General features: G+C 62.6%; 22 protein-coding genes. 19 read left to right on the top strand and 3 right to left on the bottom strand.

The annotated features are described in order from the left end of the window. The first annotated feature begins 119 nt into the window (after positions 1-119). The 8 genes from hisB (at position 120) to ACX82Z_RS19370 (ending at position 5,193) form a co-directional block, all read left to right on the top strand. Positions 120-731 (top strand): imidazoleglycerol-phosphate dehydratase HisB, encoded by a 612-nt coding sequence (hisB, locus tag ACX82Z_RS19405; protein WP_459590686.1) that lies wholly within the window; start codon positions 120-122, stop codon positions 729-731. Positions 732-735: 4 nt separating this feature from the next. Then, on the top strand, positions 736-1,209 hold the full coding sequence (locus ACX82Z_RS19400) for a DUF2628 domain-containing protein (protein WP_459590684.1): 474 nt from the start codon (positions 736-738) through the stop codon (positions 1,207-1,209). Next, positions 1,209-1,859 carry an imidazole glycerol phosphate synthase subunit HisH gene (gene hisH, locus ACX82Z_RS19395; protein WP_459590682.1) on the top strand — a complete coding sequence of 217 codons (651 nt, stop codon included), beginning with the start codon at positions 1,209-1,211 and terminating at the stop codon, positions 1,857-1,859. Before ACX82Z_RS19400 ends, hisH begins: the two co-directional genes overlap by 1 nt. Further along, positions 1,856-2,593, top strand: coding sequence for a 1-(5-phosphoribosyl)-5-[(5-phosphoribosylamino)methylideneamino]imidazole-4-carboxamide isomerase (gene hisA / locus ACX82Z_RS19390; protein ID WP_459590680.1), 738 nt, complete (start codon positions 1,856-1,858; stop codon positions 2,591-2,593). Before hisH ends, hisA begins: the two co-directional genes overlap by 4 nt. A gap of 103 nt (positions 2,594-2,696) precedes the next feature. Then, positions 2,697-3,482, top strand: a complete 786-nt coding sequence (gene hisF, locus ACX82Z_RS19385; protein ID WP_459590679.1) for an imidazole glycerol phosphate synthase subunit HisF — start codon at positions 2,697-2,699, stop codon at positions 3,480-3,482. 69 nt (positions 3,483-3,551) lie between these two features. Next, complete coding sequence (locus ACX82Z_RS19380) at positions 3,552-3,872, top strand: phosphoribosyl-ATP diphosphatase (RefSeq protein WP_459590678.1); 321 nt, start codon at positions 3,552-3,554, stop codon at positions 3,870-3,872. After that, positions 3,869-4,870, top strand: a complete 1,002-nt coding sequence (gene coaA / locus ACX82Z_RS19375; RefSeq protein WP_459590676.1) for a type I pantothenate kinase — start codon at positions 3,869-3,871, stop codon at positions 4,868-4,870. Before ACX82Z_RS19380 ends, coaA begins: the two co-directional genes overlap by 4 nt. Beyond that, positions 4,867-5,193, top strand: coding sequence for a YnfA family protein (locus ACX82Z_RS19370; protein WP_459590675.1), 327 nt, complete (start codon positions 4,867-4,869; stop codon positions 5,191-5,193). The genes coaA and ACX82Z_RS19370 overlap by 4 nt, the downstream gene beginning before the upstream one ends. Here ACX82Z_RS19370 and ACX82Z_RS19365 read toward each other — a convergent pair. The 3 genes from ACX82Z_RS19365 to ACX82Z_RS19355 form a co-directional block, all read right to left on the bottom strand. Beyond that, positions 5,190-5,807 (bottom strand): alpha-ketoglutarate-dependent dioxygenase AlkB family protein, encoded by a 618-nt coding sequence (locus ACX82Z_RS19365; RefSeq protein ID WP_459590673.1) that lies wholly within the window; start codon positions 5,805-5,807, stop codon positions 5,190-5,192. The genes ACX82Z_RS19370 and ACX82Z_RS19365 overlap by 4 nt on opposite strands. After that, complete coding sequence (arfB, locus tag ACX82Z_RS19360) at positions 5,807-6,244, bottom strand: alternative ribosome rescue aminoacyl-tRNA hydrolase ArfB (RefSeq protein ID WP_459911893.1); 438 nt, start codon at positions 6,242-6,244, stop codon at positions 5,807-5,809. Before arfB ends, ACX82Z_RS19365 begins: the two co-directional genes overlap by 1 nt. Before the next feature lie 78 nt (positions 6,245-6,322). Next, entirely contained in the window at positions 6,323-7,933 is a 1,611-nt protein-coding gene (locus ACX82Z_RS19355) for a phosphoenolpyruvate carboxykinase (RefSeq protein ID WP_459590672.1), read from the bottom strand. Positions 7,934-8,273: 340 nt separating this feature from the next. Here ACX82Z_RS19355 and ACX82Z_RS19350 point away from each other — a divergent pair, with 340 nt between their 5' ends. The 11 genes from ACX82Z_RS19350 to addA all read left to right on the top strand — a co-directional run bounded on the left by ACX82Z_RS19350 (position 8,274) and on the right by addA (position 25,242). After that, positions 8,274-8,975, top strand: a complete 702-nt coding sequence (locus tag ACX82Z_RS19350) for a response regulator transcription factor (RefSeq protein ID WP_459911891.1) — start codon at positions 8,274-8,276, stop codon at positions 8,973-8,975. A gap of 30 nt (positions 8,976-9,005) precedes the next feature. Further along, positions 9,006-10,790: a stimulus-sensing domain-containing protein gene (locus tag ACX82Z_RS19345; protein WP_459590670.1), complete on the top strand. Its 1,785-nt coding sequence runs from the start codon at positions 9,006-9,008 to the stop codon at positions 10,788-10,790. Beyond that, positions 10,790-11,215, top strand: a complete 426-nt coding sequence (locus tag ACX82Z_RS19340; protein WP_459590668.1) for an HPr kinase/phosphorylase — start codon at positions 10,790-10,792, stop codon at positions 11,213-11,215. The genes ACX82Z_RS19345 and ACX82Z_RS19340 overlap by 1 nt, the downstream gene beginning before the upstream one ends. A gap of 283 nt (positions 11,216-11,498) precedes the next feature. Continuing rightward, the gene (locus ACX82Z_RS19335) at positions 11,499-11,900 is read left to right on the top strand and encodes a PTS sugar transporter subunit IIA (RefSeq protein ID WP_459590666.1); all 402 of its coding nucleotides are present in this window, start codon (positions 11,499-11,501) and stop codon (positions 11,898-11,900) included. Beyond that, positions 11,897-12,190: an HPr family phosphocarrier protein gene (locus tag ACX82Z_RS19330; protein WP_459590665.1), complete on the top strand. Its 294-nt coding sequence runs from the start codon at positions 11,897-11,899 to the stop codon at positions 12,188-12,190. The genes ACX82Z_RS19335 and ACX82Z_RS19330 overlap by 4 nt, the downstream gene beginning before the upstream one ends. Positions 12,191-12,319: 129 nt before the next feature. Next, positions 12,320-13,717, top strand: coding sequence for an adenosylhomocysteinase (gene ahcY / locus ACX82Z_RS19325; protein WP_459590663.1), 1,398 nt, complete (start codon positions 12,320-12,322; stop codon positions 13,715-13,717). Positions 13,718-13,920: 203 nt separating this feature from the next. Then, entirely contained in the window at positions 13,921-16,395 is a 2,475-nt protein-coding gene (locus ACX82Z_RS19320) for a PAS-domain containing protein (protein ID WP_459590662.1), read from the top strand. Between the two features lie 6 nt (positions 16,396-16,401). After that, the gene (gene tsaE / locus ACX82Z_RS19315; protein ID WP_459590661.1) at positions 16,402-17,895 is read left to right on the top strand and encodes a tRNA (adenosine(37)-N6)-threonylcarbamoyltransferase complex ATPase subunit type 1 TsaE; all 1,494 of its coding nucleotides are present in this window, start codon (positions 16,402-16,404) and stop codon (positions 17,893-17,895) included. Then, entirely contained in the window at positions 17,892-18,620 is a 729-nt protein-coding gene (locus tag ACX82Z_RS19310) for a nucleotidyltransferase family protein (RefSeq protein ID WP_459590659.1), read from the top strand. Before tsaE ends, ACX82Z_RS19310 begins: the two co-directional genes overlap by 4 nt. Further along, a complete protein-coding gene (addB, locus tag ACX82Z_RS19305; RefSeq protein ID WP_459590658.1) occupies positions 18,617-21,727 on the top strand; it encodes a double-strand break repair protein AddB in 3,111 nt (1,036 codons plus the stop codon). The genes ACX82Z_RS19310 and addB overlap by 4 nt, the downstream gene beginning before the upstream one ends. Continuing rightward, positions 21,724-25,242: a double-strand break repair helicase AddA gene (gene addA / locus ACX82Z_RS19300; protein WP_459590657.1), complete on the top strand. Its 3,519-nt coding sequence runs from the start codon at positions 21,724-21,726 to the stop codon at positions 25,240-25,242. Before addB ends, addA begins: the two co-directional genes overlap by 4 nt. Positions 25,243-25,282 lie beyond the last annotated feature (40 nt).

Below are 25,282 nucleotides of genomic sequence, written 5' to 3'. Positions count from 1 at the left end.
GGGCCCGATGGCGCCCGCCGCTCGGTTCGTTATGTATGCCGTCGCGAAGCGTTTGCAATCGGCGCGGCTTGACTGGTATGACGCGGGCGCTTTTTCCAAAACGGGCAGGACGCCACCAAATGGCCGAGGACAGTGCGGCGCGCAGCGCCACCATCGAGCGCAAGACGAAGGAAACCGCGATTTCCGTCACCGTCGATCTCGACGGAACCGGAAAGGCGGACATCGCCACTGGCGTCGGCTTCTTCGACCATATGCTCGACCAGCTTTCAAGGCACTCGCTGATCGACATGACGATCAAGGCCGATGGCGACCTGCACATCGACGATCACCACACGGTCGAGGACACAGGCATCGCCATCGGGCAGGCGATTTCCAAGGCGCTCGGCGACCGGCGCGGGATCGCGCGCTACGCTTCGATCGACCTTGCCATGGACGAGACCCTGACGAAGGCGGCGATCGACGTATCGGGCCGGCCGTTTCTTGTCTGGAACGTCGAGTTTTCCAGTCCGAAGGTCGGCACGTTCGACACCGAACTGGTGCGCGAGTTCTTCCAGGCACTGGCCCAGAATGCCGGGATCACGCTCCACGTGATGAACTATTACGGTGCGAACAATCACCATATAGCCGAGACCTGCTTCAAGGCCGTGGCGCGCGCCCTGCGCGCAGCCGTCGAGCCGGACCCGCGGCAGGCAGGCATGATCCCCTCCACCAAGGGAACGCTGAAAGGCTGACGCGATGGCAAGCTATGTGGTGATGGAACCACCCTTGCGCGATCCGGCCGAAAAGGCCGTTCTGGTGCGCGACGGGTTTCATGTGCTGGCCTTTCTCGTGCCGTTCCTGTGGTTCGCGTTCCATCGCATGTGGTGGGAGGCGGCGATCACGCTTGGCGTCGGTATCGCTCTGTCTGCTGTCGGCTCTTTCGTCGGGCTTGGCGCGGCGAGCGGATGGCTGTCGTTGCTCGTCGGCCTTTATGTCGGGCTGGAAGGCGCAGCCCTGCGCATCGCGGCGTTGAAGCGTGCGGACTGGGCAGAGTGGGGCGTCGTCGAGGCGCAGAACGCCACCGATGCCGAAATCCGCTATCTGAACGATCGCGACGAGACCATCGAGCCGGAAGCGCCGCGCGTGATGGCGCCATGGTCGCGCACATCTCCGCATGCGCAACGCAGCGGTCCGGCGCTCGGCATGCTCAGCTATCCGGGGGCGCGTTGATGCGCGTTGCGATCATCGATTACGGCTCGGGCAATCTGCGCTCGGCGACGAAGGCGTTCGAGCGCGCCGCGCGAGAGACTGGACTTTCCGCGCAAATCGACCTGACGGATGATGCGGAACACGTGGCGAATGCCGACCGGATCGTGCTGCCCGGCGTCGGAGCCTATGCCGACTGCCGGCGCGGGCTGGACGCGGTACCCGGAATGGTTGACGCGCTGAACGAGGCGGTTATCGCCAAGGGCCGTCCGTTTCTGGGTATCTGCGTCGGCATGCAGCTTTTGTCGACGCGCGGACTTGAAAAGACGACGAGCTACGGGCTCGACTGGATCGGCGGGGACGTGGTCGAAATGACCCCGTCGGACACGTCGCTGAAAATCCCGCAGATCGGCTGGAACACGATTCACGTGAAACAGGATCACCCGCTTTTTACGGGGATATCCACCGGCGAGAACGGCCTGCACGCCTATTTTGTACACTCCTATCATCTTGCCGCAAGCGATCCTGCCGACGTGCTGGCCGAGACGGACTATGGTGGTACCGTTACCGCTGCCGTCGCCCGCGACAATGTCGCCGGTACGCAGTTCCATCCTGAAAAGAGCCAGGCGCTGGGCCTGGCTCTGATCGCCAATTTCCTGAAGTGGAAGCCATGATCCTTTTCCCCGCCATCGACCTGAAGGATGGTCAGTGCGTGCGCCTGAAGCTCGGCGAGATGGACTCTGCGACAGTCTACAATCCCGACCCGGCGGCACAGGCGAAAGCATTCGAGGATCAGGGTTTCGAGTGGTTGCACGTCGTCGATCTGAACGGCGCGTTCGAAGGCCAGTCGGTCAATGGTGCGTCGGTCGAGGAGATCCTGAAGGCGACGAAGAACCCGGTCCAGCTTGGCGGTGGCATCCGCACGCTTGCCCATATCGAAAGCTGGCTGGACAAGGGCTTGGCGCGCGTCATTCTCGGGACGGTTGCGGTGCGCGATCCCGAACTCGTGCGCGAAGCATGCCGGCTATTTCCCGGACAAATCGCAGTCGGCATCGACGCCAAGGGCGGCAAGGTCGCTGTCGAGGGCTGGGCGGAAGCCTCGACTTTGGGCGTCGAAGAACTGGCGCGAAAGTTCGAAGGCGCGGGCGTTTCGGCGATCATCTACACCGATATCGACCGCGACGGCGTCCTGACCGGGATCAACTGGGAATCAACCATCGCGCTGGCGGATGCCGTTTCGATTCCCGTCATCGCGTCGGGCGGTCTCGCCTCGCTCGCCGATATCGTTCGCATGACCATGCCGGATGCGCAGAAGCTGGAAGGCGCGATTTCCGGCCGTGCTCTTTACGACGGCCGCATCAATCCGGCCGAGGCGCTGGCAATCCTGCGAGGAGAAGGCGCCGGATGACCCTCAAAACCCGCGTAATTCCCTGCCTCGATTTGAAGGACAGGCCGCGACGCTCGCAGCGGCGCAGCCGCGAGGACGCGCAAGCAAAAAAGGAGGCCGTCCTTTGACCCTCAAAGCCCGCGTCATCCCCTGTCTCGACGTGAAGGACGGCCGCGTCGTCAAGGGCGTCAATTTCGTCGATCTCATCGATGCGGGCGACCCGGTCGAGGCGGCGAAGGCCTATGACGCGGCGGGTGCGGACGAATTGTGCTTCCTCGACATCACGGCTTCATCGGACAACCGCGAGACGATTTTCGATGTTATCGCGCGCACGGCCGAACAGTGCTTTATGCCTTTGACGGTCGGCGGCGGCGTCCGGCAGGTCGGCGATATCCGCAAGCTTTTGCTTGCGGGGGCCGACAAGGTGTCGATCAACACGGCGGCGGTGACGAATCCGGATTTTGTCGCCGAGGCCGCCGACAAATTCGGCAACCAGTGCATCGTCGTCGCCATCGACGCTAAGAAGGTGTCGGGCGCGGACGAGGCGGCGCGGTGGGAAATCTTCACCCATGGCGGACGCGAGCGCACCGGCATCGACGCGGTTGAATTCGCCAGAAAGGTCGTTGATCTCGGCGCGGGCGAAATCCTTTTGACCTCGATGGATCGTGACGGCACCAAGATCGGCTACGATCTCGACCTGACGCGCGCCGTCGCGGATGCCGTGCGTGCGCCTGTCATTGCGTCGGGCGGTGTCGGCAATCTCGATCATCTGGTCGAGGGCGTGCGTGACGGACATGCCGGCGCGGTTCTTGCTGCCTCGATCTTCCATTTCGGCACCTACACGATTGCACAGGCCAAGGCCCATATGGCAAAAGCAGGCTTGCCCATGCGGCTCGATCCGGCCGCATAAAGCAATTCCAGGAAAAGTGTCTTGCGGTTTTCCGTTCGGAATTGCGGCATACTTGATCCGGAGGGACATATGGCGGATTTTTCGCTCGCCGATCTTGAACGCATCGTGACCGAACGCGGCCGCTCGGGCGATCCTGCTTCCTGGACGGCGAAGCTTTTCGCCGGCGGGCCGGAGCGCGCCGCCAAGAAGATGGGCGAGGAAGCGGTCGAGGCCGTCATAGCGGCGGTCAAGGGCGAGCGCGCAGAGCTCGTCTCGGAAACCGCCGATCTTCTCTATCATCTGACGGTCGTGCTTGCCGTCGCAGACATCCCGCTTGATGAGGTGATGGCGGAACTTGAGCGGCGCACCGCGCAGTCCGGTATCGCCGAAAAGGCATCCCGCGAAAAATGAGCGCCGGCCGCAAGATTTCGACGACGGGCCGGAATAAGCGCGCCACACGCGGGGCCGACCAATTCTATTCGCCTTACCGCCGTTTTTCGGCGGACGAGTGGGCGGGTTTCCGCGCCGATACGCCGCTGACCTTGAGCGGTGACGAAATTCGCCGACTGCGCTCGATGGGCGATCCGATCGATCTGGAAGAGACGCGGCGCATTTATCTGTCGCTGTCGCGAGTCTTGTCGGCGCATGTCGAGGCGAGCCAACTCCTGTTTCGACAGCGCCAGGTATTCTTTCGTTCCGAGGAAGCGCGCAAGACGCCGTTCATCATCGGCATCGCCGGCTCGGTCGCTGTCGGCAAATCGACCACCGCGCGTATCCTGAAAGAGCTTTTGCGCCGTTGGCCATCGAGCCCGAAGGTCGATCTCGTCACGACAGACGGCTTTCTCCTCCCCAACGCGGAATTGCGCCGTCAGGGATTGATGGAGCGCAAGGGCTTCCCTGAAAGCTACGATGTCGGCGCGCTTTTGCGCTTCCTCTCCGGCATCAAGTCCGGTGTGCGCGATATGAAGGCGCCGCTTTATTCGCATTTCAGCTACGATGTCCTGCCCGGTGAATTCGTCACGATCGACCAGCCGGATATCCTGATCTTCGAAGGCATCAACGTCCTGCAGACGCGCGATCTGCCGAAGGATGGCAAGGCCGTGCCTTTCGTCTCGGATTTCTTCGACTTTTCGATCTATGTCGATGCCGAGGAAAGCCAAATCCGGCAATGGTATATCGAACGCTTCATGCGCCTTCGCGAAACGGCGTTCCTCAACCCGGACGCGTTCTTCCATAAATATTCGCAGCTTTCCGAACCGGCCGCGCTGGCGATTGCGGAAAGCCTGTGGGCCAACATCAACCTGAAGAACCTTCACGAGAACATCCAACCGACGCGCCCGCGTGCCGACATCATCCTGAAGAAGGGACCGGATCACCTCGTCGAGGAAGTGGCGCTGCGCCGGCTATGAGGACGCCGCTGATCTATATTGGCGCGGCATTTGCCGAAATCGCCGGCTGTTTCGCTTTCTGGGCGTGGTTGAGGCTGGACAAATCGGTGTTCTGGCTCGTCCCGGGCATGCTCTCGCTCGCCGCCTTCGCGTATCTCCTGACGCTGATCGAAGCCGAGGCGGCGGGCCGCGCCTATGCGACCTATGGCGGCGTCTATATCGCAGCATCCCTCGCCTGGCTGTGGGCGTTCGAGGGTATGCGACCCGACCGATGGGACGTGACCGGCGCGGCCATCTGCCTTGTCGGCGCGGGCGTCATCCTGTTCGGCCCGCGACCCGCTTAAACGGTGACACGTCTAAGCGTCAGATTGATCCGCCCGCCATTCTTCAACAGCGTCGATGTGCCCGGATAGATGCGGTCGACGCCGTGAAAGGCGAGCCGGCTATAGCCGCCGAGAATAACCACGTCGCCGCTTTTCAGACGCAACGACCGGGTCGGATCGGAACGTTCCGTCCCGCCGATGCGGAAGAGGCATTCGTCGCCGAGCGAGACCGAAACGACAGGCGCGGCAAACTCGGCCTCGTCCTTGTCCTGATGCAGCCCCATCTTCGCGGTGTCATCGTAGAAATTGACGAGACAGGCCTGAGGGTCGGCATCGAAGCCGGCTTCCGCGCGCCACAAATCAAGCAGCGTCGATGGAATCGCGGGCCACGGATTTCCGGTTTCGGGATGGGCCGCCTGATAGCGGTAGCCGCGCTCCTTGTCCGTCATCCAGCCAAGAGCGCCGCAATTCGTCATGCGAACACTCATCGGCTTGCCTGTGCGCGGCATACGCGGCACGTAAAGCGGTGCGGCGGCGACCACATTGCGAATGTCCGCGACCAGCCTTTCCTGCGCTGCCCGGTCGAAATATCCCGGGAGATGGCGGAAGCCGGCCGGAAGCGAAAAGCCCGCCATCAGTCGAACCCGACCTTGCCGCGGTTTTTCTTGATCGTGGATCGTCCGGATTTGGCTTTCAGCCGCCGTTCGACAGAGCCTTTTGTCGGCTTCGTCTTTCGGCGTGGCTTGGGCGGCGGCTCGGCGGCCTTGGCGATCAGCTCGATAAGGCGGGATCGCGCGTCCTCGCGGTTCTGCTCCTGCGTGCGGAAGCGCCCGGCCTCAATGACGATCACGCCGTCCTTCGTCGCGCGTTGGCCGGCCAGCTTGATCGTGCGTTCGCGCACGCGCTCGGACAATCCCGGCGAACCGGCCGCATCGAAGCGAAGCTGGACGGCGGTCGCGACCTTGTTGACGTTTTGTCCACCCGGTCCGGACGAGCGAATGAACTGCTCCTCGAGTTCGCTTTCGGCGATCTCGATGTTTGGCGGAATGCGAAGGCCGTCACGCGTGCTCATGATCTTCATGTGCCGTGCCGGCGCGCAAAAGAAAAGGCCCGGACGATGCCGGGCCTTGTCGTTTTCGTTCGCGAAAGACTACTCCGCCGCTTCCTGATAGCGCGGCGCGGCGCCCATGACGCTTGCATCGACATGGCTTTCGAACTTGGTGAAATTGTCCGTGAACATCGTCGCGAGCTTTTCGGCCTGCCGGTCATAGGCGGCAGTGTCGGCCCAGGTCGAGCGCGGATCGAGGATTTTCGAATCGACGCCCGAAACGGCGACCGGAACCGCAAAGCCGAAATTCGGATCGGTGCGGAACTCGGCGTCCTTGAGCGAACCATCGAGCGCTGCGGAAAGCAGCGCGCGTGTCGCCTTGATCGGCATGCGATGGCCGACGCCGTGCGCGCCGCCGGTCCAGCCGGTATTGACCAGCCAGCAATCAACCTCGTGACGCGCGATCAACTCCTTCAGGAGATTGCCGTACTCGGACGGATGACGTGGCATGAACGGCGCACCGAAGCAGGTCGAGAACGTCGCTTCCGGTTCCGTCACGCCCTTTTCCGTGCCGGCGACCTTGGCCGTGTAGCCCGAGAGGAAGTGGTACATGGCCTGTGCGGGTGTCAGCTTGGCGATGGGCGGCATGACGCCGAAAGCGTCCGCCGTCAGCATGATGATGTTCTTGGGATGCGGTGCGACGCCCGTCGCGCTCGCATTGGGGATGAAATCGAGCGGATAGGCGCAGCGCGTATTTTCCGTCAGCGATCCGTCGTCGAAATCCGGCACGCGGGCCTCGTCGAGGATCACGTTTTCAAGAACCGTGCCGAAGCGGCGCGTGGTGGCGAAGATTTCCGGTTCGGCTTCAGCCGACAGCTTGATCGTCTTGGCGTAGCAGCCGCCCTCGAAATTGAAGATGCCGTCTTCGCCCCAGCCATGCTCGTCGTCGCCGACAAGTGTGCGGCGCGGATCGGCCGAAAGAGTGGTCTTGCCGGTTCCCGACAGGCCGAAGAACACGGCCGAATCGCCGTCCGGCCCGACATTGGCCGAGCAGTGCATCGGCATGACGGACTTTTCCGGCAAGAGATAATTGAGCGCGGTGAAGACCGACTTCTTCATCTCGCCGGCATAGGACGTGCCGCCGATCAGAACGATCATGCGCGAGAAATCGACGGCGATGACCGTTTCGGTGCGCGAGCCGTGGCGTTCGGTGTCGGCTTTGAAGGACGGCAGGTCGATGATCGTCAGCTTCGGCACGAAGCCGGCAAGATCGGCGCGATCCGGCCTGATCAGAAGGTTGCGGATAAAGAGCGAATGCCAGGCATATTCGGTCACGACGCGCGTCGGCAGCGCATGGCCGACATCCGCTCCGCCGACGAGATCCTGAACGAAAAGGTCCTTGCCCTTCGCGTGTTCGAGGAAATCGGCGTGGAGCCGGTCGAACTTCTCCCGAGACATAGGCTTGTTGTTGTCCCACCAGATACGCGGCTTCGTCGTCTCGTCCTCAACGATGAACTTGTCTTTCGGCGAGCGTCCGGTGTGCTGGCCGGTGCGCGCCAGAAGCGCGCCATGGGCGGTCAGTTCGGCCTCGCCGCGGCGCAGTGATTCTTCATAGAGTTCGGCGGCGCCGAGATTGTAGTGGACCTTGCCGAGGTCTTTCAGACCGCTTGCATCGATCCCGCAGGCCGGATTGCGCTTACCGATTTCCGTCATGTTCCATCCACCAAAAGAAGTCCGCGTCAAGAAAAGCTAGGCCCGTTCGACCCGAAGAGCGAAAGGTTAAAAGCAGGCTGTCAGGTGGAGAACCAGAAAAGCATAGCGATATCAAATCATTAATCGATTTAGAAATTTGCCGGGCCGGTTTAATCGGTTATATCCTCCGCGACCGACACACGCCGAGGTCATGCGACGGGAGCGGTGCGACGGCCATGACGCGCAACGCCCTGTGACAATGCGCGAAAACTGTGCCACATTTTGTACCAGATTTGTCCCTCAAGAGACGGCGCGTTTCTTAGACAGCAAGGGACACCCGCCTATGAAGGAGCCGCTGGAAATGGCAACGATCGCGCTTGTCGATGACGACCGCAACATTCTTACTTCGGTCTCGATCGCGCTTGAATCGGAAGGCTATCGCGTCGAGACCTATACCGACGGAGCTTCGGCGCTGGAGGGGCTGGGCGCTCGCCCACCGAACCTTGCGATATTCGATATCAAGATGCCGCGCATGGATGGCATGGAGCTATTGCGCCGCCTTCGCCAGAAGACGGACCTGCCCGTGATCTTCCTGACGTCCAAGGACGACGAGATCGACGAACTCTTCGGCCTGAAGATGGGTGCCGACGATTTCATCCGCAAACCGTTTTCGCAGCGGCTTCTGGTCGAGCGCGTCCGCGCGGTTCTGCGCCGGGCCAGCGCCCGTGACGCGAGCGCGAAGCCGGCCGCGCAGCAGGCCCGCTCGCTGGAACGGGGGCAGCTCGTCATGGATCAGGAGCGGCACACCTGCACCTGGAAAGGCGAGCCGGTAACGCTGACCGTGACTGAATTCCTGATCCTTCATTCGCTGGCGCAGCGCCCCGGTGTCGTCAAAAGCCGTGACGCGCTGATGGATTCGGCCTATGACGAGCAGGTCTATGTCGACGACCGCACGATCGACAGCCACATCAAGCGGCTGCGCAAGAAATTCAAGTCGGTCGACGACAGTTTCGATATGATCGAAACACTCTATGGCGTCGGATATCGCTTCCGCGAGGCCTGATATCGGATGCCGCGAATGTTCGGATGAGAAATGGCGGCTGACACCGATCGATCGATGACGTCCCTGCCGCGTGCCGCGCGGCCGGGCGTCGTGCGCTGGACGCGGTCGTGGCGCGCGATGCGGCGCGTGCTCGGGCAGTATATGTTCTCGAGTCTGACCAAACGCATCCTGTTTCTCAATCTGGCGGGTCTCGGCGTTCTGGTCGTCGGTATTCTCTACATGAACCAGTTTCGCGACGGCCTGATCGATGCGCGCGTCGAAAGCCTGATGACGCAAAGTGAGATCATCGCAGGGGCAATCGCCGCCTCGGCGACGGTCGAGACCGATTCGATCACCATCGATCCCGAACGTCTCCTCGAATTGCAAGCCGGTGAAAGCTTGCCGCCCGATCAGGGCGCGCTCGACAGTCTCGAGTTTCCGATCAATCCCGAAAAGGTCGCGCCGGTGCTTCGGCGGCTCATCTCGCCGACGCATACGCGCGCGCGCATTTTCGACCCCGACATGAATTTGCTGCTCGATTCGCGGCATCTTTATTCGCGCGGCCAGATCCTGCGTTACGACTTGCCGCCCGTCGAGCCGGCCGAACCCACTTTCTTCGACCGGCTGCGCGTGATCTTCGCCGAGTTCTTCCGCCGCACCGACCTGCCGATCTATCGCGAACAGCCCGGCGGAACGGGCGCGGCCTTTCCCGAAGTCGTGGCCGCGGCGCACGGCACTCCCGGCTATCTCGTGCGCCTGTCCGAACAGGGCGAACAGATCATCTCTGTCGCCGTCCCGATCCAGCGTTTCCGGGCCGTCCATGGCGTCCTGATGCTGTCGACGCAGGGCGGCGACATCGACCGGATCGTCGCGGCCGAGCGACGCGCCATCCTGCGTCTGTTCGGCGTGGCGGCGCTGGTCACTGCGATCCTGTCCATGCTTCTCGCCTCGACCATCGCCAATCCGCTGCGTCGGCTTTCGGCGGCGGCGGTGCGTGTGCGCCGCGGTGGCAAGGATCGCGAGGAGATCCCCGATTTCTCCGACAGGCAGGACGAGATCGGCAATCTGTCCGTCGCGCTGCGCGAGATGACCAACGCGCTTTATGCGCGCATCGAGGCGATCGAAAGCTTTGCGGCCGATGTCAGTCATGAGCTGAAAAACCCGCTGACGTCTTTGAGAAGTGCGGTCGAGACCCTGCCATTGGCGAAGAACGAGACGTCCCGTGCCCGTCTGATGGAAGTCATCCAGCATGATGTGCGCCGCCTCGACCGGTTGATCACCGACATATCCGACGCATCGCGCCTCGATGCGGAACTGGCGCGCGATGATGCCGAACGCATCGATGTCGAAAAGCTCGTCGGAGATTTGACGCGGCTGCTCGCCGATCATGGCCGCAAGATCGACAAAAAGGTCGAGATCGATTTCAAGGTCGAAAAAGCCCCGCAACAGCAGCAAAAGGGCTTCTTCGTCATCGGACACGATCTGCGGCTCGGTCAGGTCATTACCAATCTCGTTGAAAACGCGCGCTCCTTCGTTCCCGAAAAGGGCGGCCGGGTGGTCGTGACACTCGCACGCACGCAACGCTCCGTTCTCGTGACCATCGAGGACAACGGGCCAGGCATCCGCATCGACAATATCGACCGCATCTTCGAGCGCTTCTATACCGACCGGCCCTCGTCCGAGGCATTCGGCCAGAATTCGGGTCTTGGCCTCTCGATCAGTCGCCAGATCGTCGAAGCGCATGGCGGAACGATCACCGCCGACAATATCCTCGGCGGCAAGCCCGGTGATATCCGCGGTGCACGGTTCGTCGTACGTCTCCCGGCCGACGGTTGATGGAGACGGGAAACCGTCACGCATCGCTCGTCCTCCTCGGTGATCGGGGTATTTTGATCAGCGGCCCGTCCGGTGCCGGCAAGTCCGCGCTGGCGCTTGAACTGATAACGCATGCAGATGGGTTTGCCGTGCTGGTCGGCGACGATCGGGTGATCGTTCAGAAGAAGGCTGACGGCCGCTATGTCGGGAGCGTGCCAAACCCGATTGCCGGGCTGATCGAGGTGCGGGGACTTGGCGTTATTGCGCAGCCCCACGAAGCGGAAGTGGTCATCGACCTGATGGTCGAACTTGTCGAGGGCAACGAAATCGAACGGATACCCGAACCGCTGTCGAGCGACGGAATTGCGCTCGTGCAGGTTCCCCGAAACGACTGTCTGTCCGCGCGTCAGCGCATTGCTGGAGCTCTTAGCCGGTTGAAATCGTGATTTTGCGCCACACCTGATGTCCGAATGATACCGAAAGCGCTGCCGATTTATCGATTCGACCTTGTCAACGGCCAAACTCGTGACAAGGATGTCGCCTCTGTCAAACGCGGCGTCTGTCGCCGGACTGACGATCAAAAGGTTCGATTGGCCGCCGGGCTTTTGATCCCGGGTCTTGGCGCGATGCAAAGCTTACGGAGCACAAATTGACTGGAACATGCACCGCGCGCGGGGGCCGGCGGACACATGCGGACCTGAAACGAAAATTCGAACAGGTCCATGCCGCATGATCGGCATCGTTCTCGTGACCCATGGACATCTGGCGGACGAGTTTCGCAATGCCGTACAACATGTCGTCGGTGAGCAGGAACAGCTCGAGACGGTCTCGATAGAGGCCGATGACGATATGGAGCAACGTCGCCGCGACATCGTTGATGCGGTCGCCCGCGCCGACAGCGGCGTTGGCGTGATCATCCTGACCGACATGTTTGGCGGAACGCCGTCCAATCTGGCGATCTCGGTCATGGCGGCCGACAATGTCGAGGTGATCGCGGGCGTAAACCTGCCCATGCTGATCAAGCTGACCAGCGTGCGAAAGTGCGATGATATGGCGCTGGCGCTCGAAGAAGCGCAAAATGCCGGGCGCAAATACATCAATGTCGCCAGTCAGGTTCTGAACGCCAAATGAGCGGAGCCGAAGTCAAAAGCCCCATCGTACGCGATCTCATGATCCTCAATCAGCGCGGCCTGCATGCGCGTGCGTCGGCCAAGTTCGTCCAGCTTGCCGGCGCCTATGACGCTGTTATCGAAGTCGCGAAGGATGGAACGACGGTCGGCGGCACCTCGATCATGGGCTTGATGATGCTGGCGGCTAGCCCCGGATGCAGCATACGCGTGTCGGTGAGCGGACCGCAGGCCGAAGATGCGATGAATGCGATCGAAGCGCTTGTCGCCGATCGTTTCGGCGAGGAAATCTGACGCGTCGGTAACCCTGTCATATAACGATATCCTTATATCCATTGCCGACCGGCCCCTTGTTTGCTAGGTACGCGCCACGATGGGCGGCTGCCGCCCCGCATTTTAGACAATCAAGACCGGGAGCCGTTCATGGCCGTCAATGACTATGTAGTTGCCGACATTTCCCTGGCCGACTGGGGCCGCAAGGAAATCGAGATCGCCGAAACGGAAATGCCGGGTCTGATGGCCTGCCGAGAGGAATTCGGCTCCGATCAGCCGCTCAAGGGCGCACGCATCACCGGTTCGTTGCACATGACGATCCAGACGGCGGTGCTGATCGAGACGCTCAAGAGCCTCGGTGCGGATATACGCTGGGCTTCGTGCAACATCTTCTCGACGCAGGATCATGCGGCAGCCGCGATCGCGGCAGGCGGAACGCCGGTCTTCGCGGTCAAGGGCGAGAGCCTTGAGGAATACTGGACCTACACCGACCAGATTTTCCAGTGGCCGGATGGTGAACCGTCCAACATGATCCTCGACGATGGCGGCGACGCCACGATGTATATCCTGCTCGGTGCGCGCGCGGAGGCCGGCGAGGACGTTCTGAAAAACCCCGGTTCGGAAGAAGAGGAAATCCTGTTCGCGCAGATCAAGAAGCGTCTGGCACAGACGCCGGGCTTCTTCGCTCGTCAGCGCGACGCGATCAAGGGCGTGACCGAGGAGACGACGACAGGCGTCAACCGTCTCTACCAGTTGCAGAAGAAGGGCCTTCTTCCGTTCCCGGCGATCAACGTCAACGACAGCGTCACCAAGTCGAAATTCGACAACAAGTATGGCTGCAAGGAATCGCTGGTCGACGGCATCCGTCGCGGCACGGACGTGATGATGGCCGGCAAGGTCGCCGTCGTGTGTGGCTATGGCGACGTCGGCAAGGGTTCGGCCGCTTCGCTCGCCGGTGCCGGCGCGCGCGTCAAGGTGACCGAGGTCGATCCGATCTGCGCGCTTCAGGCGGCGATGGACGGCTTTGAAGTCGTCACGCTCGAAGATGCCGCGCCGACCGCCGACATCGTGATCACCACGACGGGCAACAAGGATGTCGTCCGGCTGGAGCATATGCGCGCTTTGAAGGACATGGCGATCGTCGGCAATATCGGCCATTTCGACAACGAGATTCAGATCGCCGCCCTGCGCAACATGAAATGGACGAACGTGAAGCCGCAGGTCGACATGATTTCCTTCCCGGACGGCAAGCGCATGATCCTTCTGTCGGAAGGGCGTCTGCTCAATCTGGGCAACGCGACCGGGCATCCGAGCTTCGTGATGAGCGCGTCCTTCACCAACCAGGTTCTGGCGCAGATCGAGCTCTGGACGAAGGGCGAGGCCTACACGAACGAAGTCTACGTCCTGCCCAAGCACCTCGACGAGAAGGTCGCCCGTCTGCACCTCGACAAGCTCGGCGCGCGGCTTTCGGTCCTGTCGGACGAACAGGCGAGCTATATCGGCGTCACGCCGCAAGGCCCGTTCAAGCCGGAACATTACCGGTACTGACAGGGTAGAAACGCAACATCCGACGATGATTCGGCGTCCCACTGGGCCGCCGATTGCGTTTTGAAGCGGCACGCAAGCTTCACGCAGTCCGGCGCAGGCGATACATTGTCATGATTCGCGGGAATGTCATGCGTCGCGGGGGCGGCGGGCATTGATCTCCAATGCCCGTGAAGCGGCGAGAGGTTGGGACATCGATGTCAGGCATGGAGCCAGTGCAGAAGGCCGTTTCACGCCAATGGTCGACATTGCGGCGTTGCACCTCGACTGCGCTTCTTCTGGCGACGACCGCGTTTGCGACCGGCCCCGCCTTCGCACAGGAAGAAAGCCTGGAAGTCTCGTCCGTCGCCCAGTTCGCGCTTCTGGCCGGCGTCATGTCGGCCGCTTTCATCTCCGCCATCCTGCTGATCCGTGAGCGCGCGCGCATCGATCGCGAGAACGGTCAGCTCAAGGCGCGGCTTGCCGAACTCGGCGGTACGCTGCGACGCTCCGAAGCGCTGCTCAATCTGCGCGATCAGCGCATCGTCGTCTGGGATGACCGGAACGCACGTCCCGAACTCGTCGGGTCGCTTGGGGCCGAGACAGGCGCGCCGGACGATCGTGCGACGTTTCTCGCCTTTGGCAGGTGGCTTGCGCCGCATTCCGCCTCTGCGCTCGAGGGTGCGCTGAGTGCGCTGCGCGATGCCGGCACCCAATTCGAAATGGTGGTCGAGACCGTATCGGGCGCGGTTCTCGATGTTCAGGGACGCAGCAGCCTGTCGCATTGCCTTGTCAGGTTCGCGTCGGTCGCGCGTCGCCAGCAGGAATTCGCCGAACTGAAGCTCGATCATCAAAGGCTTGTCCGCGATCACGAGACGACGCTGGCGCTGCTTGATGCTTTGCCGATGCCGTTCTGGCTGCGCGATGCGCGCGGCAGGCTCGAATGGGTCAACCGGGCCTATGCCGCAAGCGTCGACGCGCCTGACGCAGGCGTCGCCCTTCGCGAGCAGCGAGAGCTTTTGTCGGAAACGGCGCGTGACGCGCTCGATCGCCACCACGCGGCAAAGCCGCTTTTCGAGCAGACACTGTCCGTCGTGATCGGCGGCGAGCGGCATATGTATTCCGTCACCGATTTCGCAGCGGGGGAAGCATCCGCAGGCCTTGCCGTCGACCGCACGGAGATCGAGGCGATCCGCGAGGAATACCAGCGCACGATCATCAGCCACGCCGATACGCTCGATCAGCTTCAGACCGCCGTCGCAATCTTCGATGCCGACCAGAAGCTCCTGTTCTTCAATCAGGCGTTCCAGAAACTGTGGGATCTGGATTCGGCGTTTCTGGAGAGCATGCCGGACCAGACGCTGCTTCTCGACCGGCTGCGCAGCGACGGAAAGCTCGCCGAGCAGCCCGAATGGCGGCGCTGGAAGGAAACGATCCTTGCCGCCTATCGCGCGATCGACCCGCAGGAACATGTCTGGCATCTGCCGGACGGGCGCACGCTGCGCGTCGTCGGAAATCCGCAGCCCAAGGGCGGCGTGACATGGGTGTTCGAGAATCTGACCGAACAGCTCAGTCTCGAAAGCCGCTACCAAACGGCGGTGCGGGTTCAGGGCGAGACGCTGGACAATCTGGCCGAAGGCGTCGCCGTGTTCGGGCCGGACGGCAAGGTCCGGCTCGCCAATCCCGCCTTCTCGAACCTGTGGAGCTTGCCTCCCGATCTCGTTCGCTCCGGCACGCATATCGCCGTCATCCGCGCGGCCTGCGAAGGTAATGCCGTCGTCAGCCCGTGGAGCGAACTGATCGCGCTCGTCACCGGTTTTGATGAGGAGCGTCGTGACCGCAACGGGCGTGCCGAAATGCGCGACGGCACCGTACTGCGCTATGCGGTGATCCATCTGCCGAACGGGCAGGTGATGACGACCTTCGTCGACGTGTCGGACAGCGTGAACATCGAACGCGCGCTGAAGGACAAGAACGAGGCCCTCCAGCGCGCCGACCGCCTGAAGAACGATTTCGTCCAGCACGTTTCCTACGAACTGCGCTCGCCGCTCACCAACATTATCGGTTTCACCGAGCTTCTGTCGTTCGACGGCACGGGTTTGCTTAACGAGCGCCAGCGTGAATATGTCGGTCATATCGGCTCGTCCTCGGCCGTCCTTTTGACCATCGTCAACGACATTCTCGATCTGGCGACGGTCGACGCCGGCATCATGCAACTCGATATCAGCGAAATCGTCGTCGAGGACGCGGTAAGCTCGGCCGCCGATCTGGTCGTGGAGCGTTTGCGCGAGCACAACATCAAGCTGGACGTGGACTTGTCGCGTTCGCCAGCGACCATCCAAGCGGATGGGCACCGGCTGCGCCAAATCCTTTACAACGTCCTGAACAATGCGGCGAACTACGCACCGGAAGGCTCCACGGTACGGCTTGAAGTCGACGAAGCGAAGGAAATCGTCGAGTTTCGCGTTCACGACGACGGACCGGGCATGTCGCAGGAGGTTCTCGAAACCATCTTCCAGCGTTTCGAAACGCACGCGAATGGCGGCCGCAAACGCGGTGCCGGACTTGGCCTGTCCATCGTTAAAAGCTTCATCGAGTTGCATGGCGGAACCGTCGATATCAGGACGGGCCGGGATCAGGGCACGTCGGTCATCTGCCGCATGCCGTCGGTCGCGACACCCGTTCGCGCTGCGGCGGAGTAGATAATCGTGATCGAACGCCTGCTCGGCGACGAAGCCGCGACGCTGCAAGCCGGAAACGATCTTGCAGCAGCCCTGCGCCGTGGAGATGCGCTGGCGCTTCACGGCGATCTGGGCGCGGGCAAGACGACTTTGGCTCGCGCCATCATCCGCTCTCTGGCCGGCGATCCCCTGCTGGACGTTCCAAGCCCGACCTTCACGCTGGTACAGCTTTACGATAGCCGGTTGCCGGTCGCTCATTTCGACCTCTACCGCATCGGCGAACCTGACGAGGTGATGGAACTGGGGCTGGAAGATGCGATTCAGGGCGGCGTCGCTTTGATCGAATGGCCGGACAAGGCCGGCGTTTACCTTCCCGAAACCACGATTCACGTGAAACTTCTGGATGAAGGCGAGGGGCGACGGCTGGTTGTTGACGGCCCCATTGAGTCGCTGGCCCGCTTTGAGCGGGCATTTGCCATTCGTGATTTCCTCGATGGATCGGACCGCCGGTCAGCCATGCGCGGCTATCTGGCCGGCGACGCGTCGGCGCGCAGCTACGAGACGATCGAGAGCGGGGCGGGAGCGGAACTCTTGATGAACGCCCCGCGCCAGCCGGACGGACCGCCGATCCGAGACGGCAAGCCCTATAGCCGCATCGCGCATCTGGCCGAATCCGTTCATCCGTTCGTGGCGATTGCCAACGCGTTGCGTGATCATGGATTCGCCGCGCCGCAGATCAAGGCGATGGACCTCGATGCTGGATTGTTGCTGATCGAGAATCTCGGTCCGGACGGTATTCTTGACGGTGAAGGTCGACCGCTTGCGGAGCGATACGCTGCGGCGGCCGAAACACTGTCCGTCATGCACACGAAGACATGGTTCGATACGTTCGCTCTGCCTGGTGGCGGCACCTATCATGTGCCGGCTTATGATCGCGGCGCAATGGGTGTCGAGACCGAGCTTCTGATCGACTGGTATCTGCCCTATGCGACGGGACGAGCCGCAACGCCGGAAGAGCGGGCCGACTTTCGCGCGTGCTGGGAAAAACTGTTCGAACGGCTAGACCGATCTGAAAAAAGCATCGTCCTGCGGGATTATCATTCGCCCAATATCATCTGGCGCGATGGGGCCGTCGGCACGGATCGCATCGGCATCATCGACTTTCAGGACGCGCTGATCGGCCCGTCCGCCTATGACGTCGCCTCGTTGGCGATGGATGCGCGTGTGACGATTTCCGAGGAACTGGAAGCCGACATCCGCGCGACATATCTCACCGGGCGCATCGATGCTTCATTCGACCGCGCGGCATTCGATCGGGCCTATGCGATCATGGCAACGCAGCGCAATTCGAAGATTCTCGGCATATTCGTTCGTCTGAACGCGCGCGACGGCAAGCCGCAATATCTGAAACATCTGCCGCGCATCCGGGATTATCTGGAGCGTGCGACCCGGCATCCCGATCTTTCGGAATTGCGCGAACTCTACCGGCGGATGCGCGTACTGCCGGAGGCTGCGAAATGAATCCGGCTAAGATGAGCGCAATGGTGCTGGCGGCGGGTCTGGGAACGCGGATGCGCCCCATTACCGATACCGTGCCGAAGCCATTGGTCGAAGTCGCCGGTCGCACATTGCTCGACAGGGCGCTGGACGCCCTCGAAGCGGTCGGCGTTACGCGCGCGGTGGTCAATGTCCATCATCTGGCCGACCGGATCGAGGCGCATTGCAGAACCCGTTCAACGCCCGGCATCGTGATTTCCGACGAACGCGCTGAATTGCTGGATTCGGCTGGCGGCATTGTGCGTGCGTTGCCGGCATTGGGGGCCGAGCCGTTCTATCTTCTCAACGCCGATACGTTCTGGATCGACAGCGATCGTCCAAGTCTTGCAGCGCTGGCGGATGCGTGGGACGCTGCGCAGATGGACATGCTCTTGATGCTCGTGCCGGTCTCGGACACAACGGGACACGGCACGAAGACGGATTTTCTGATAGGAGAAGAGGGACGTTTGAGCCGCGCAAATGGCGACCCGCAGGGTCTCGTCTATGCGGGCGCGGCGATCGTCGATCCGGCGATATTCGCCGACGCCAAGGCCGCGCCGCATTCGCTCAATCTCTATTTCGATCGCGCGATCGAGCAGGGTCGCCTCTTCAGCCATGTTATGGAAGGCCACTGGATCACGGTCGGTACGCCGCAGGCGATCGGTGAAGCCGAGCGCGCTTTGAAGCGCATCGCCATGCAGGCGTCATGACGGCGCGACATCCGCACGTCCTGAATATTGCGGCCGCAGCGCCCTTCATTCCCACGCTCATAGATGCGTTGCTCGATGGCCGGCTGGTCCCAGGATTTCGCTATGACGGGTCGCCGCTTTCGCTTGCCGACGTGACGATCTACGTGCCGACGCGCCGTGCGGCACGCGAATTGCGGTCGGGCTTTCTGGAAAAGTTCGACCGGCAATCGGCGATCCTCCCGGTTATCCGCCCGCTCGGAGAGTTCGACGACGATAGCTGGATTTCCGGCGCGTCGGAATTGGATGTTCTGCCGGCAATCGATCCGCTCGAACGGATCGTTCGCCTTGCGCCGCTAGTGCAGGCATGGAAGCGGCGTCTGCCGTCGCATCTCGCCGCGCTCTACGGCGAAGACCTAGCCATTCCCGCCTCGCTGTCGGATGCGATCTGGCTTGCCCGCGATCTTTCCTCCCTGATCGATGAAATCGAGACCGAAGGCGGCGACTGGACGCGCCTGTCGGAGCTCGTTCCGGCCGAACTTGCCGGCTGGTGGCAAGTGACGCTCGATTTCCTTCAGATCGTCACGCAGGCTTGGCCGCAATATCTTGCCGAGGCTGGGCGTGTGAATCCGGCTCATCATCGTGACGCCCAGATTAGAGCGGAGGCCGAGCGGCTGAACAGCCGCGCCCTTAGGGGACCCGTTATCGCGGCCGGTTCGACCGGTTCGATCCCGGCGACGGCGGAATTGCTGGCGACGATCAGCCGTCTTGAACAAGGTGCCGTGGTCCTGCCGGGGCTCGATCGCGCGATGGACGAGCAGGCATGGCAAGCTATCGGCCGCGAGAACGCGTCACCCGCGATCCACGGACATCCCCAGGCAGGCCTGAAGAAGCTGCTTCGCCGGCTCGGTATCGACCGGCGCGATGTCGGCGAGCTTGGCGAGGGACGGGAAGACATCGCGGCGCGGATTTCGCTTGTCGGCGAGGCTCTGCGACCGGCGGAGACGACCGAAGCCTGGGCACAGGATCGCGATGGCCTGATGGATATGGTCGCGCGCGGTGCGCTGGATGACGTGACGCTGGTCGAGGCGGCGAACGAGCGCGAGGAGGCTCTGGCTATCGCGATCGCCCTGCGCCTTGCGGTGCAGGAACCGGAAAAGACGGCTGCGCTCGTCACGACGGACCGCGATCTTGCACGGCGCGTGTCCGGAGAATTGCGCCGCTTCGGCATCATCGCAGACGATTCTGCTGGTACGCTTCTGGCTGACGAAGCGCCGGCAGTGCTGATGCGCCTTGCGGTCGAAACGGCACTTCGTCCAGGCGATGCGGTTTCGGTTCTGTCGCTTCTCAAGCATCCGCTTCTGCATCTTGGCTTGCCGCGCGGAAATGTCAGGCGTGGCACCGAGACTATCGATCTCGTAACGCTTCGCGGCGGCACGGGACGGCCGGATATTGCCTCGATCGGTGAGGATTTCGCGGAACGCCTTGCAGCGCATGACGAACAGGCCCGCAAGCCGTTCTGGCTTGGCCGGCTGGACGAAGAGCGCCGCAGCGAAGCGGGCGAGATCGCCGAGCGGCTTGCGCGTGCGGTTCAACCCTTGTGCGCTTTGCGCACGCTCGGTGAAATCGACCTGCAACAAGCCCTGCGCGCGACCGTCGAGACCATCGAGGCGCTCGGGCGTGACGAGACGGGTCGCCTTGATCCGGTCTACGGTAACGAAGCGGGAAACAGGCTGGCCGATTTTCTGCGCGGCCTTGCCGGGCTGGATGCCTCGCTTTCTTTCGCGCCTGCCGAGTGGCCCGATATCCTGGCCGCGCTGATCGCAAACGAGACCGTAAAGCCGACGCCGGCGGGCGATCCGCGCGTGTCGATCTGGGGGCCGCTCGAAGCGCGCCTTCAGACCGTCGATACGATGATCGTCGGTGGCTTGAACGAGGGCAACTGGCCGCGCAAGGCAGAGGCCGACCGCTTCATGTCGCGCATGATGAAGCAAGGACTCGATCTAGAGCCGCCAGAGCGCCGCATTGGCCAGTCGGCTCATGACTTCGTCATGGCGATGGTCAATCCACGCGTGATCCTCACGCGTTCAGCCCGTGCCGGCGAAGCGCCGGCCGTCGCCTCGCGCTGGCTTCAGCGGTTGCTGACCTGTGCCGGGCCGGAAGCCACTGGGGCGCTGCGTGCACGCGGTCGCGACTATATCGCCTGGACACGCGGTATCGACGCGCGGCCGGATATGGCGCTGGCCGGACGGCCCGAGCCGCGCCCGCCTATCGAGGTGCGTCCGACGCATTTTTCGGTCACGGAAGTGGAGACGCTGCGGCGCGATCCCTACGCGATCTATGCGCGGAAGGTTTTGCGGCTGCAGGCTGTCGAGCCCTTGTTGCGCGATCCGGGAGCGGCCGAGCGCGGAACGCTCTTTCACGACATCCTGCATGGTTTCGCCGTCGCCGAAATCGACCCTTTTGCGCCGGGCGCAGTCGATCATCTGCTGCGTATCGGTCGTGAAAAATTCGACGAAACCGCACTGCCGCCCGATGTCGACGCCGTCTGGTGGCCCCGCTTCCAAAAGATGGCAGGCCGTTTCGTCGGCTGGGAGCGCAGCCGCGTCGGTGTCGTTCGGCGGATCGCCGAAGCGCGGGCGGACCCGACGGCGGTCGGCGCGAGCGGCGTGACGTTGTCGGGTTATGCCGACCGGATCGACCTTCTGGCGGCGGGCATGGCCGACATCATCGATTTCAAGACCGGCACCAATCCCTCCAAGGGTCAGGCGCACAGCTTGCTTGCGCCGCAGCTTGCGCTGGAGGCGGCGCTCCTTATGCGTGGCGCGTTTGTCGGAATCGGTGAGGCGATGCCTGCCGAACTCGCTTATGTGAGGTTGAAGGCGAATGGCGATGTCGAACATGACGGCATCCACGAGTTCAAGAAGGAACTCAAATCCGGACCCGACCTTGCCCATGAGGCATGGGAGCGGCTGGAACGGCTTATCGCGCATTATCAGCAGCCGCAAAACGGATACATCTCACGCGCCGTGCCGTTCCGCGAGGGCGATTTCAGCGGCGATTACGATCATCTGGCGCGCGTGCATGAATGGTCTGCGGGTGGCGACGGTGACGGTGGAGGCGAAGAATGAGACCGGCATTCGTCATTCCAGAATCCACGCGCCTCGATCAGGCGCGCGCATCCGATCCAAAGAATTCCGCGTGGGTTTCGGCCAATGCCGGCTCGGGAAAGACGCATGTCCTGTCGCAGCGTGTCATCCGGCTCCTTCTCGACGGCACCGATCCCTCGCGTATCCTGTGCCTCACCTATACGCGCGCGGCCGCCGCGAACATGTCGAACCGCGTCTTCCAGACGCTGAGCGCGTGGACCGCGCTTGACGAGGAAGCGCTGCGCAAGACGATCGCCGCGATCGACGGACGCATGCCGTCACCGTCGCGACTGACGCGCGCGCGCCGCCTCTTTGCCGAGGCGCTGGAAACACCGGGTGGCCTGAAAATCCAGACGATCCACGCCTTTTGCGAAGCGATCCTGCATCAGTTTCCGCTCGAAGCGAATGTCGCCGGCCATTTTGAACTGCTGGATAGCCAGATGGAGGCGGCGCTGATCGCCGAGGCGCGCCGCTCGATGATCGCAGGTGCAGCCGAGAACGCCGACCCGGAACTGACGGCTGCCTTTGCCGACATCCTCGATATTGCCGGTGAAGCGGGGCTGCAAAATCTCCTGAGCGAGATCGTGCGTCAGCGCGATGATCTGCGCGCTTTCGTCGTGGAAGTAGGCGCGCCGCCGGAAAATTTCGCGCCGTTCTTTGGTGCCTTCGGCTTTGCTGGTGGCGAGACGAGCGACGATCTTCTCGCGGGGTTTTTTCCTGACGCATATTTTGACGCTGCGTTCGCCGAACGGTTCGCCGACCGTGCGGCAGCTGCTGGAAAGGCGCGTGCATCGGAGTTCGCGGACAATTTGAAGGTGGCTTGTACGGTAAGCGATGCGGATGCGTGTTTCGCGGCGCTGCGCAAGACCTTCCTGGCGAAAAAAGGTCCGGTCTACGAGGCGCGGTCGACCAAGCAGATTCTCTCCAAGGGCGTCGCCGAGTATTTTCCCGAGTTCGAGGTCGAGTTCGCACGCATGGCCGAGGCTGTTCGCGCGACCCTAGACCGCGCGGCGCTTTTAGCAATGCTGAACGCGTCGCGCTCAGCGCTGACCCTCGCCGAATGGTTGATCGCGCGCTACGAACGCTTGAAAAGCGCGCGCGGGTTTCTCGATTTCAACGACCTCATCCGCCGCACCGCAGCGCTCTTGCAGCGCAAGGATGCGGGCGCGTGGGTCCATTACAAGCTCGACAAGGGCATCGACCACATTCTGCTCGACGAGGCGCAGGATACGAGCCCCGACCAATGGCGGGTTGTACGGCAACTCGCCGACGAATTCTTTGCCGGCGAAACGGCGCATGAGGAATTGCGCACCGTCTTCGCGGTCGGTGACGAGAAACAGTCGATCTACTCCTTCCAGGGCGCGGAGCCGGAAGCTTTCGCCATGTCCGGGCACGAGTTCGGCCTCCGTGTCGAAAGCTCGCAAAAAAGCTTCGAGCGGGTGCGCTTAAGCCATTCGTTCCGCTCGACGCAGGACGTCTTGTCGGCGGTCGATCTCGTCTTCGCCGAGCCGTCGTCGCGCGAAGGGCTGACCCGCGACATCGAGGATATCCGCCACAGTGCGATCCGCACGGACGATGCGGGGCAGGTCGAGGTCTGGCCGTCGCTGACGCCCGATGAGGTCGAAGCGCCGGACGACTGGACGCTCGCGATCGATCACACATCCGCGCCCGCGGCCCGGCTTGCGCGCAACATCGCCGTCACGTTGCAAAGCTGGCTCGATTCGGGCGAAACCATTCCCGGACGCGGAAGACGCCTGACGCCGGGCGACGTGATGGTGCTCGTCAGGAAACGCGGCAGCTTCGTCAATGCCCTGTCGCGTGAGTTGAAAAACCGGCATGTACCTGTGGCGGGTGCCGACCGGCTCGTTCTGGCAGACCATATCGCCGTTAAGGACCTGATGGCGATCGGCCGCTTCGCGCTCCAGCCCGAGGACGATCTGTCTTTGGCCGCCTTGCTCCGCAGTCCGATCTTCGGCTTGTCGGAAGAGCGTCTCTTCGAGGTCGCGCATGGTCGCGGACGCTCTTCGCTTTACGCGGTCTTGCGCGCCAAGGCCGCAAATGACGTTGAGATCAGGCTGATCCATGATCAGTTGCAGGTTTGGCGCGACGAGGTCGGCTTCATGCCCGCCTTCGAATTTTACGGACGGATTCTCGGCCGTGACGGCGCACGCGCAAAGATTGTTGCACGGCTCGGACCCGAAGCCGGCGACGTGGTCGACGAATTCCTGAACTTCTGCCTTGCCGCGCAAAAGAGCGGCGCTGCGGGGCTTGAGGCCGTTCTGGCCATGCTCGATGGGGATGGCCCCGAGATCAAGCGTGAGATGGACCAGTCGCGCGGCGAGGTTCGCATCATGACGACCCATGCCGCCAAGGGACTGGAAGCGCCGGTCGTCTTTCTGGTCGACAGCGGTTCGGCTCCTTTTTCAGATAGCCATCTGCCGATCCTGATGCCTTTCGATGCGCCGAACCGGGAATGGCCGGGGCGCGGTTTCCTGTGGCGCGCCGGGGCCGATACGAACAACGATTTCGCCCGTGCCATCGCCGCCGTCGCGCGGCGCAAGGTGGAAGAAGAGTATAGGCGTCTCCTCTATGTCGGCATGACCCGAGCGGAGGACCGGCTGATCGTGTGCGGCTATCAGGGCAAGCGCGCACCGTCCGACATGACGTGGCACGCAATGGTCTCCCGCGCTCTGGAAGCGTCGCCGGCAACCGTTCGCCAGACGCATCCGGCCATCAGCGAGGAGATTTCAGTTTATCGCCTCACGCCGCAAGGGGCGGAGCAGACAATTGCGGAGACGACAGCCACAGCCGCTGACCCTGTGGTCCTTCCAGCCGCCCTACGCGAACGCCTGCCTGCTGCGCCGGTTCTGCCGAGACCGCTCGCTCCGTCCGGCGTCAGGCTTGTGATCGAACCGGGGGCGGAAACCGCCGCTGTTTCCGGCTCTCCCGTCCTCGACGTGGTGGTGCAAACGTCGCATGCGCTCGAACGCGGAACGGCGATCCACCGGTTGCTTCAGTCCTTGCCGGACGTGCCGCCCGACACGCGCGAAACGAGCGCGCATCGCTATCTTGACCGGCTTGCCTGGAGTGAGGGCGATCGCGCGGAGGCATGGAGCCGGATTGACGCGATCCTGAACGATCCCGAATTCACGGAGCTTTTCGCACCGAATTCGCGTGCCGAAGTCTCGATCATGGGACGCGTGCGGATCGGGGCGGCCGACCGCGCGATCTCAGGCAAGATCGACCGGCTCGTCGTCACGGACGATCATGTCCTGATCGTCGATTACAAGACCAATCGTCCGCCGCCGCAGACCTTGGCGCAGGTTCCGCCCGGCTATGTCGCGCAGATGGCGCTCTACCGCGCCCTGCTCCAGCCACTCTACCCGGACCATGTGGTTCGCGCCGCGTTGCTTTTTACCGAAGCGCCGGTGCTGATCGAGGTGTCGCAAGCGCAGATGGAAGCCGCCCTGTCGCGGCTGGCCGAAGCCGAACGCTAGCTACGTCAAAGGGGGTTGCGGCGCGGATCACGCGACCGCA

It is taken from the genome of Aliihoeflea sp. PC F10.4, assembly GCF_054612275.1.
This window is presented reverse-complemented; position numbering and strand designations above follow the sequence as displayed.